Annotated in this window: 8 protein-coding genes; all 8 read right to left on the bottom strand. The window is 33.7% G+C overall.

Annotation, left to right across the window (positions count from 1 at the left end):
• A partial coding sequence (locus tag CXF67_RS02850) for a LytR/AlgR family response regulator transcription factor (protein ID WP_180957874.1) occupies positions 1-721 on the bottom strand: 721 nt, incomplete at its 3' end.
• Between the two features lies 1 nt (position 722).
• Entirely contained in the window at positions 723-1556 is an 834-nt protein-coding gene (locus CXF67_RS02845; protein WP_180957873.1) for a sensor histidine kinase, read from the bottom strand.
• A gap of 269 nt (positions 1557-1825) precedes the next feature.
• Complete coding sequence (locus CXF67_RS02840; RefSeq protein WP_145990353.1) at positions 1826-2743, bottom strand: DUF6268 family outer membrane beta-barrel protein; 918 nt, start codon at positions 2741-2743, stop codon at positions 1826-1828.
• Between the two features lie 2 nt (positions 2744-2745).
• Positions 2746-3105, bottom strand: coding sequence for a DUF2147 domain-containing protein (locus CXF67_RS02835; RefSeq protein WP_102087368.1), 360 nt, complete (start codon positions 3103-3105; stop codon positions 2746-2748).
• A gap of 33 nt (positions 3106-3138) precedes the next feature.
• The gene (locus CXF67_RS02830; protein ID WP_102087367.1) at positions 3139-3813 is read right to left on the bottom strand and encodes an ABC transporter ATP-binding protein; all 675 of its coding nucleotides are present in this window, start codon (positions 3811-3813) and stop codon (positions 3139-3141) included.
• A gap of 14 nt (positions 3814-3827) precedes the next feature.
• Positions 3828-5066, bottom strand: coding sequence for an ABC transporter permease (locus tag CXF67_RS02825; protein WP_102087366.1), 1239 nt, complete (start codon positions 5064-5066; stop codon positions 3828-3830).
• Positions 5067-5069: 3 nt separating this feature from the next.
• Positions 5070-6167 carry an efflux RND transporter periplasmic adaptor subunit gene (locus CXF67_RS02820; protein ID WP_102087365.1) on the bottom strand — a complete coding sequence of 366 codons (1098 nt, stop codon included), beginning with the start codon at positions 6165-6167 and terminating at the stop codon, positions 5070-5072.
• Positions 6168-6177: 10 nt separating this feature from the next.
• Positions 6178-7515, bottom strand: coding sequence for a TolC family protein (locus CXF67_RS02815; protein ID WP_102087364.1), 1338 nt, complete (start codon positions 7513-7515; stop codon positions 6178-6180).
• Positions 7516-8548: the final 1033 nt, after the last annotated feature.

Raw genomic sequence — 8548 nt, 5'->3', positions numbered from 1 at the left:
TATCTTCTATATGTGAAGGTTCCATTTCAAGTTTTAGTTTTCCATTAAAATAAGAATGAACTCTTTTAATGGCGTCAATATTCACTATAAATTGACGATTTATTTTAAAAAAATTGTCGGGATTTAATTGTTCTTTTAAACCTTCGAGTGAAAAATTAACTGGATATTCTCTTTTTTCGAAAGTTACTGCAAAAGTAATTCCTTGCATACTGTAAAATAGTGCAATGTCGCCAACAGGCAAATGAAAAAAAGATTCGTTAGATTGAATTAAAAAACGTTTTCGATATTCAGTCTTTTCACTTTTAATTAAAGAAGCAAGTTCAGAAAAATCTATATTGGAATTCTTTTCTTGAATGAATTGAGTATTGTATTGATGGTACTTTTCAAAAGCAGTTTGCAACTCGTCTTTTTCAACTGGTTTTAACAGATAATCAATACTATTTACTTTGAATGCCTGTATAGCGTATTCATCAAAAGCGGTAGTAAATATAATTGTACTTTCAACTTTTACTTGCTTAAAAATTTCAAAGCTTAATCCATCAGATAATTGAATATCCAATAAAACAATATCTGGATGTGGATGGTTTTGAAACCATTTAACAGCAGATTTAATACTATTTAAGCAATCAACTACTTCAGTTTTAATAGTAATTTCCCGCAAGGTTTCTTTTAGCAATCGTTGTGCTAGAATTTCATCTTCTATAATTAATACTTCTAACATTTTATTCATCAATTAAAGGAATATTTACTACAAATTCTTCTTCTTTTTTACCATAGGTAAAGCCCTCTTTTTTAAGCAATTCAAATCGCTTGCTTAGGTTTGACAAGCCTGTGAACGTCGAATCTACATTTTCAATAATTTGAAGGTTATTACTAACTATTAACTTACTATTGCCAGCGCTTTTAATTGAAATTTTTAGCACATTTTCTTCGTTTGCAACATTGTGCTTAATGGCATTTTCAATTAAAATTTGCAAGGTTAAAGGCGGTAATTGCATTTGTAATACTTCATCTGAAATATGTACTGCACATTCTAAAGCATCACCAATTCTGACTTTGTGCAAATAAATAAAGGATTGAATAAATTCAAGTTCCTTTTTTAAAGTTATTAAATCCTGATTTTTACTTTGCAATACATAACGATACACTTTCGATAGTTTACGTGCAAATTCAACCGCAGTTTTTGGATTGTGTGTTATTTCTGAGATTAATACATTCAGGCTATTGAACAAGAAATGTGGATTGACCTGATTCTGTAAAACTTGATAATCCGCCTTGAGTTTTTCCTGTTTATAATGTTCCGCATCCAATAAAGACTTCTTCCATTGCTTAAAGAAATTAATAGCCATAGAAATACCAATGAAGCCAATCAAAAAAACTACGGAACCAATAAATATAATAACAGGTGCGGCTGGGTAAACCAAGGACTGTTCATTGATAAAATACCAAGCAATAAAAGGTAGTCCAATGCTTATAAATGTCCACAGTACAACAAAGCTTAACTGAAATAATAGTCGTTTTTTAAGAAAATCAAACCATGATAATTTTTTATTCAAGTATCGGTCTAAAAACAAGCTGCCTTCTGTATTTAAATTGAAGAAAAGAAGGTAAAAGAACAAAAATAAATGTTTAGGAATATGTGATTTGTATTCAATAGTATCAGGCATAGCAAATGCCACCAATTTCATTACAAGAATGGCATACAACGACACCAAAACAATGCGTATTAAAAATTTTCGAATACTTTTTGTCATTTCTTTTTCCAGTAAAACATAGTTAGTAATATATTGAATTATTCCATTATAAATCTTAACTCTAAATGCATTTATTTTCTTTTGGGCGAAACCAATACAATCCCAATATTGAAAAACGGAGCTGCTTGAGAACCAAATTTATATACATTTTTATTAAAATCAACCACATCGTAAATTCGTCCTGTACTTATTCCACCATAAGCTTCTAGGCGGAGTATTTTAGTTAAATGATAATTGGTGAGAACCCCAATATTTGCTCGCGAATAATTTATTTTATCAACATCGGGCAAATTATCGTCAGAGATATTAAAACCAGCTCCGTTTCGGGCATACTTCACACCAAGTTTTAATTTTTCATCAGGAAATAGCGAATAAGTATATTTGAAATTTATTGGTAAAATTGCATTTACATTGTGCCTATTGTTGTTATAATGCAAATTAACAACTGGTATCACTCTGGGGCTACCCCATCGTATGCTGCTCGCAACACCGGCACCAATTTTAAACTTATCATTAATTTTTCTTGTTGCGATAACAGCGCCCTGAAAAACAAAATCGTCTAAACTTAACTTTCGTTTAAAGTCTGATGCGAGTGTAGGTTTTAAATTAACAAGTAAACTCCATTTTTCATTCCATTTATGTAAAAGCATTAATTTGTAGTAAAACTCTTGTAGCTTTATCTCGTATTCATTGGTTTGAGGTTGTGTAAAATTATACATAGTAGCTTCCACAAAACCATAACCAAAACTATTTATCAATGTTGTTTTATCATTTTTTAGTTTCTTCGGAAAATTTACAAAAGCACCAAACTCCTGAAACAAAGTTTCTTGACTCCTTGAAACATCTTTTATTTTAGATTTCGGGTAATTAACATAATGAATTCCAGCTAATTTGAAATCTTGTGAATACCCATTATTCAGAAAAATAAAAGAGAAAAAAATAATAATACTTGCTTTTTGCACGGTCGTTTTTTTGTAAAAACAGCTCATATTTATTTTTTTATCCATTCCATTGTTTTGCTAAAAAAGCCGACTTTTATTTTAACATCAAGCGAATTATCCTTTGGAATAAATTCAGCATCGTACCATTTTTCTCGTTTTGGTGAATATAGTTTCCCTTTCCATTTGCCTTCTGTTTGCTTGAGTTCTTTAAGTATTAGTTTTCCAATTTCAGCGTTGGGATTACCCGAAGAGATAATTTTCCCATTATAAATACCATTGTGTTGTCCTATTTTGACAACTGTATTTTTCTCACCGATAATATATTCACCGGATACATCTGACTGGGCAAAACTGTTTAAGCTAAATAGACCAATAGCTATTAGTACAACTACATTTCTTAAATTTTTCATTTTATCATGTTTTATATATTGATTTTTTTGTTGCTATTGACTGATTAATTTACCGTCAGACAGTTCGATAATACGATCGCAATTGGCTGCAAATTCATCATCGTGGGTAACAGCTATTATGGTTTGGCCACGTTCTTTTGCCAATTCACGGAATACATCAAAAACTATCTGTGTATTTTTAGAATCGAGGTTACCTGTTGGCTCATCGCCCATAATAATAGATGGCGAATTAATAAGGGCTCTTGAAATGGCCACCCGTTGTTGTTGTCCGCCCGATATTTTAGATGCTTTTTTATGTTCTTGTCCTTTAAGACCTAACAGATATAACAACTCAATGGCTTCTGCTTCAATTTCATCCTTACTTTTTTTCTTTAGTTTTAAGGCTGGTAACATGACATTGTCTAAAACGGTAAATTCTGGTAACAAAAAGTGAAACTGAAAAACGAATCCGATTTGTTCGTTACGAAACTTGGCCAGTTGATTTTGTTTTAACCCAGTAACCCTAGTGTCGTTTATTATAATGTTCCCGTCGTATTTTGTATCCATTGTGGACAGCAGGTATAATAAGGTAGATTTACCCGAACCCGATTTCCCGATAATAGATACAAATTCACCTTTGTTTACGTCAAAAGAAATGTCCTTTAAGACTTGAAATTCTACTGGGTCGTGAAAATATTTGTTTAAGTTTTTTATAGAAATTGCCTTCATTCGTTTTTATTTTTTTAGCCTCTTAATATTTCTACGGGGTCCACTTTTGACGCTTTGCGAGATGGAAGATATCCCGCGATTAACGTGATAATCACACCAAATAAAAATGCCAATATATAGTCCCTTAATTTGTAATCAACAGGTAATGTGGTAAGTGTAGCAATGTTAAATGGTACGCTGTCTAAAATCTGCACAATTATATTTCCTAATACCAAGCCAATTAAACCACCTATTAACCCAATGGCTACCGACTGTGTTAAAAAAATTTCAATAATATCTTTTCCATTAAATCCCATTGCTTTTAGTATCGCAATTTCTTTTATCTTCTCATTGACAGTCATATTCATAATATTATAAATTCCAAATCCAGCTACGATTAATATGGTTAGAGAAACTGCAATAGCCAATATATCTCTCAATAAACTTGAAGATACCAACTGTGCATTTCCTTCTTGCCAAGACTCTACTTTATAATCCGTTAGTTTGCTTATTTTTTCTGAAACAAGTCGGGCATTATTATAATTATTGGTATTCACTAGCACATCGGTTGCGTAACTTTTGTTCTTAGAAAACAGTTGCCTTGCGGTTTGAATGGAAATCAATGCTCGTGTTTTATCTGCCCCCTTGTTGCCGGACTCAATAAGACCTATAACTTTAAAGGTTTTAGAAACGTCATCCGAAGTTGTTATAGAAATAGTATTGCCTGTATTTACTCCAATGGTTCGCGCCAATCCTGTTCCTAGAATAATACCGTCAGACCTTTTGTCTAGCTCGCTGATATCGCCTTCGATAATATATTCTGATGTTTGAAAAAGTGCGTTTTCATTCACAGTTTCGATACCAGAAAGTGATGCACTTGTTTTAGAAACACCATTTCGTATAAATACATTCTGGTTGAGTTGCAAGGCAACACCAGTTATTTCGGGCATATTCAGAATATCATTTTTAATGGCATCTGCGTTTTTAATGCCTTGTGTATATTGAATATTCCTGGCATTATTTACCATTAAAACCGTATTACTATCTTTAGGTATAGGCAATATTGGTTCTACATTAGCAGGCAAATCATTGTAAATCTTAATGTGTGCCATTGCCGTAAAAGTAATCTGCGTTTGTATATTATTTACGCCTGCCATAAAACTGTTCATAGCAATGTACATAGAGATACCAAAGCTTACGCTCAATATCGCCACAAGCAATTGCCTGAACCTTGAAGTAAGGTGTACTTTTGCAATTCTTTGGTTGGTATTCATAGCCTATTTTTTTGGTTTTTCAATAATGTCTTGCTCAGTAATACCTGAAATCACTTCGGTCCAATCGATGTTTTTTCTTCCAGCCACTACTTTTCTTTCTTCACCACTATTAAGTAGTACATAGCTTTCTCTTAACATATAGGATGAAGGAATAACAAGCACATTTTTGCTGCTGCCAGTTTCAATATTTGCTTGAAGTTGTGAACCAGAAAATATTTTTTCAGGCAATTGATCAAACTTTGCTTCTACAACATAGGACTGTTCTGTTGTATTAAATGAAGGATATATTTTTGAAACTTTTGCATTAAATACTTTGTCTGGATTGGTGTTGAGATGAACTGCAACTGCTTGTTCTAAGTTCACTTTTTTAATGTCGTCTTCAGCAACAAATAGTTTGATGATAAATGCACCACTTCCAATTTCAGCAACAGCTTCGCCTTTTCGAATCAGTTCCCCTTGCTTTTTGAAAACATTGATTACTCTTCCCGATATTGATGTAGTAAGCCTGTAATCATCAAGCATTGCTTTTTGTGTATTGACCTGCACCAAACTTCGCTTTTCATTTAGTTTTAAATCAGATGCTGCTTCTTTGTAATTATTCTGCAATACAAGAAGATTGTTTTGCGACGCATTGTACTGCAATTCGGCTTTTTCAAAATCAAGTTGCGAAACAGTATTTTTTACTCGTAAATCTTTATAACGCTCGTAATTGGCTTTATCTAAAGCTAACTGCTCTCGTGCTTGATTAATTTTTGTCTGTATTTGTTGTAATTGCGAGGCATTTTCGGAAGCATTGTTTAATGCATCGTTGTAAACAGCCATGGCATCTGCTACTTGATTGTTTTGCACATCACTTTTTATAACAGCTATCGTTGTGTTACTAGTTATAATATCGCCTTCGCTTACTGGTATTGTGGTTAGAATTCCATCTGCACTGGCAGATACTGTATATTGATTTTCTTGCTCTATATAACCACTGGCAAAAATGGCATCTTCAATATTTTTACGTATCGGTGATGTTGTTTCTTTGCTATTACACGATGACAATAGCATTATTACTAAGAGCATACATCCTAAAGAAGTAATTCTGTTATGTTTCATTTTTTTGTTTTCAGTTGTTAGTTTTTAAGTCAATTTGTCTGATATGCAATTTATACTTCGCCAATGTGTATGAAGCAAGACTTTGTAAGTAGTTGTTCTGTGCATTTAGCAAATCTTCATAACTGTCTAAACGTTCGTTTAAACTTGTAATACCGCTATTGTACTTGTTTTCAGCGTGCACATTATTTTTCTGGCGGAGCACCATAATTTTGGTGTTTTCAGCCAATTCTTCTTCATATTGATTGACATCTAAAAGCAACAAATCGTCTTCGTTTTGCTTTACCAATTTTGTGTTCTCCATTTGCAATTCTTGTTGTTGCAGTTCTAATTTTGATTTCTTGATTTTTGATCGAGAAGAAAAGCCACTAAAGATTGGAATATTGAGCTTTGCGCCAATATATTGTTGTGGCAATTCGTTAGCGTTTGAAAAATCTGTAAAGCGATCGGTTGCCCAACTGTTGTTGTATTGATAGTTAATACTTAGATTAGGTAAAAGCAATGCTTTCTTTTCTTTTAGAAGCGATTTTTGTTTATCAACTTCCATTTCTTGCCAAGTAATTTCAGGATGGATGATTTCAATATTTGTACTTGTTGAACTGAAATTTTGAGAAGTATCTGAAATGGTAATTTGTTGGTTGGTATTTAACTGACTTTGCAGTTGCGTATAAAATCGGCTAAGATTACGCTTTGCTTGTTGTAAATTTTTGTGATTTTGTAATTGTTTAATTTCAGCCAAATTGAGAGCTTCTTCACTAATGATTCCTTTTTGAAATTTTTGTGTTGTACTGTTATAAATTGCTTCTGAAACCTTTAGGTTCTTTTCATAGATAACAATAGTTTCCTGTGTTAGCAAAATTGAATAATACGTTGAAGCCAACAGATTATAGGCATTAAGTTTACTTTTTTGGGTGCTAATTTCACTTTGTTCTGCGACTATGCTAGCCGTTTGAGAAGCAAACATCTTTTGGAAGTTTAAAATATTCCATTGTGCTTGAATTCCGGTAGAATAAACGTGTTGTTGTCCAAATGTTAATTCTCGAAAAGTTCCTGAAGTCGCATTGGTATCAAAGAATTCTGCTGGAACCAAAGTAGGTTGCAAGGTTAGATTGTTGTTATATCCTGCACTAGCATTTACGGAAGGATATAAATAAGACTTAGCTTCCTTTTTTTTGGTGCTTGCAATTTGCTCGTATATGACAGCACTTTGGATTTGTATGGTGTGTTCATCGGCATATTTCAGAATTTCCTGAAATGACTGGAACTGAATTTGAGCATCAGCTTCATTGCTTTGAGCAAATACAAATCTTGTGCTAAGAGTTACTAAAAAGAGTATTAAAATTCTATTCATTACAAAAAATTTGTTTTAAATCCTTTGCAAAGATCTAGAGCTATGTCTTCCTTTTTAGAAATTAGTTATTGAAGTCGAATTTTGGGTTTTGGGGTCGAAAAGGAAGTGATGAAAATAATTTGATAAGTTGTGCGGTGGGAAAAGTTAAGCTCTTTTTATTTTTTGAGGCACGAAAAAAATGAAATGTGCTTGACTTTGCGGTTGGCTTTCAGAACGAAATTTTACTGATTACGCACTTGATTTTTCGCATTATGCACAGCGGTCTTGGCTATGTGTAGTGCGGGATTTCAAGGCACTTCACTATCCGTTTACCGAAAAGTTTGTTTAATGTAATTACTTTCATATTAGCACTTGAGCCCGTATTACCTATAGCCATTGTGTGTGCCTTGAATGGTAAATATAGTTCTTTTACAAGACTGTCCCAAGGGGTGAAAGTCCCCAATGCGCGGAGGTAAGGTTCTGACGCATTAGTAAGCCGCAAGGGTGTTAAGGGTGACCTTAGAAGTGAAGTAAGTGAGGCTACAAAAGTCTGAACCGACCCTACAGCTACGCTCAGGACAGGCCAAGTAGGAACAGAATATGAGGCATAGTTGCTCGGGTAAGTAATCACACTTCGATAAACTCAGTGTATCGCATCTTTACAAAGCCCAAAGCTTTAAAGAGCATCTATGTAGATTCTGCGGGCTTAGACCGAAGGGTATTTATCCTACCAAAGGAGGTCTCTGTAATCACGAGTTGGTATAGCAGAGAAGTCAGCCCCGAAGCCTCGGGATCATAGTGCCCACGAGAAACGAGTTGCATAAAACTGTATAGGTCTCACAAGTGGGGAAGGACTGAAGGCAGTCCTTCTGGAAATTATACAGGGAGCATTAATTTTCGTTAATGAGTGATTGATTCCCTAGAAAACAGGTAGCCTATCCCTAAAGTACGGAATAGTCTCAGTTGGTGTAAAGAGCGACTGGAAAGATGGATTGCGAACCGCCGTATACGAGACCCTTACATACGGCTTAAGTTTACAATTCATTAAATTTAG

Origin of the sequence: Psychroflexus sp. MES1-P1E (assembly GCF_002836055.1) — a bacterium.
Classification (GTDB): domain Bacteria; phylum Bacteroidota; class Bacteroidia; order Flavobacteriales; family Flavobacteriaceae; genus Psychroflexus.
This window is presented reverse-complemented; position numbering and strand designations above follow the sequence as displayed.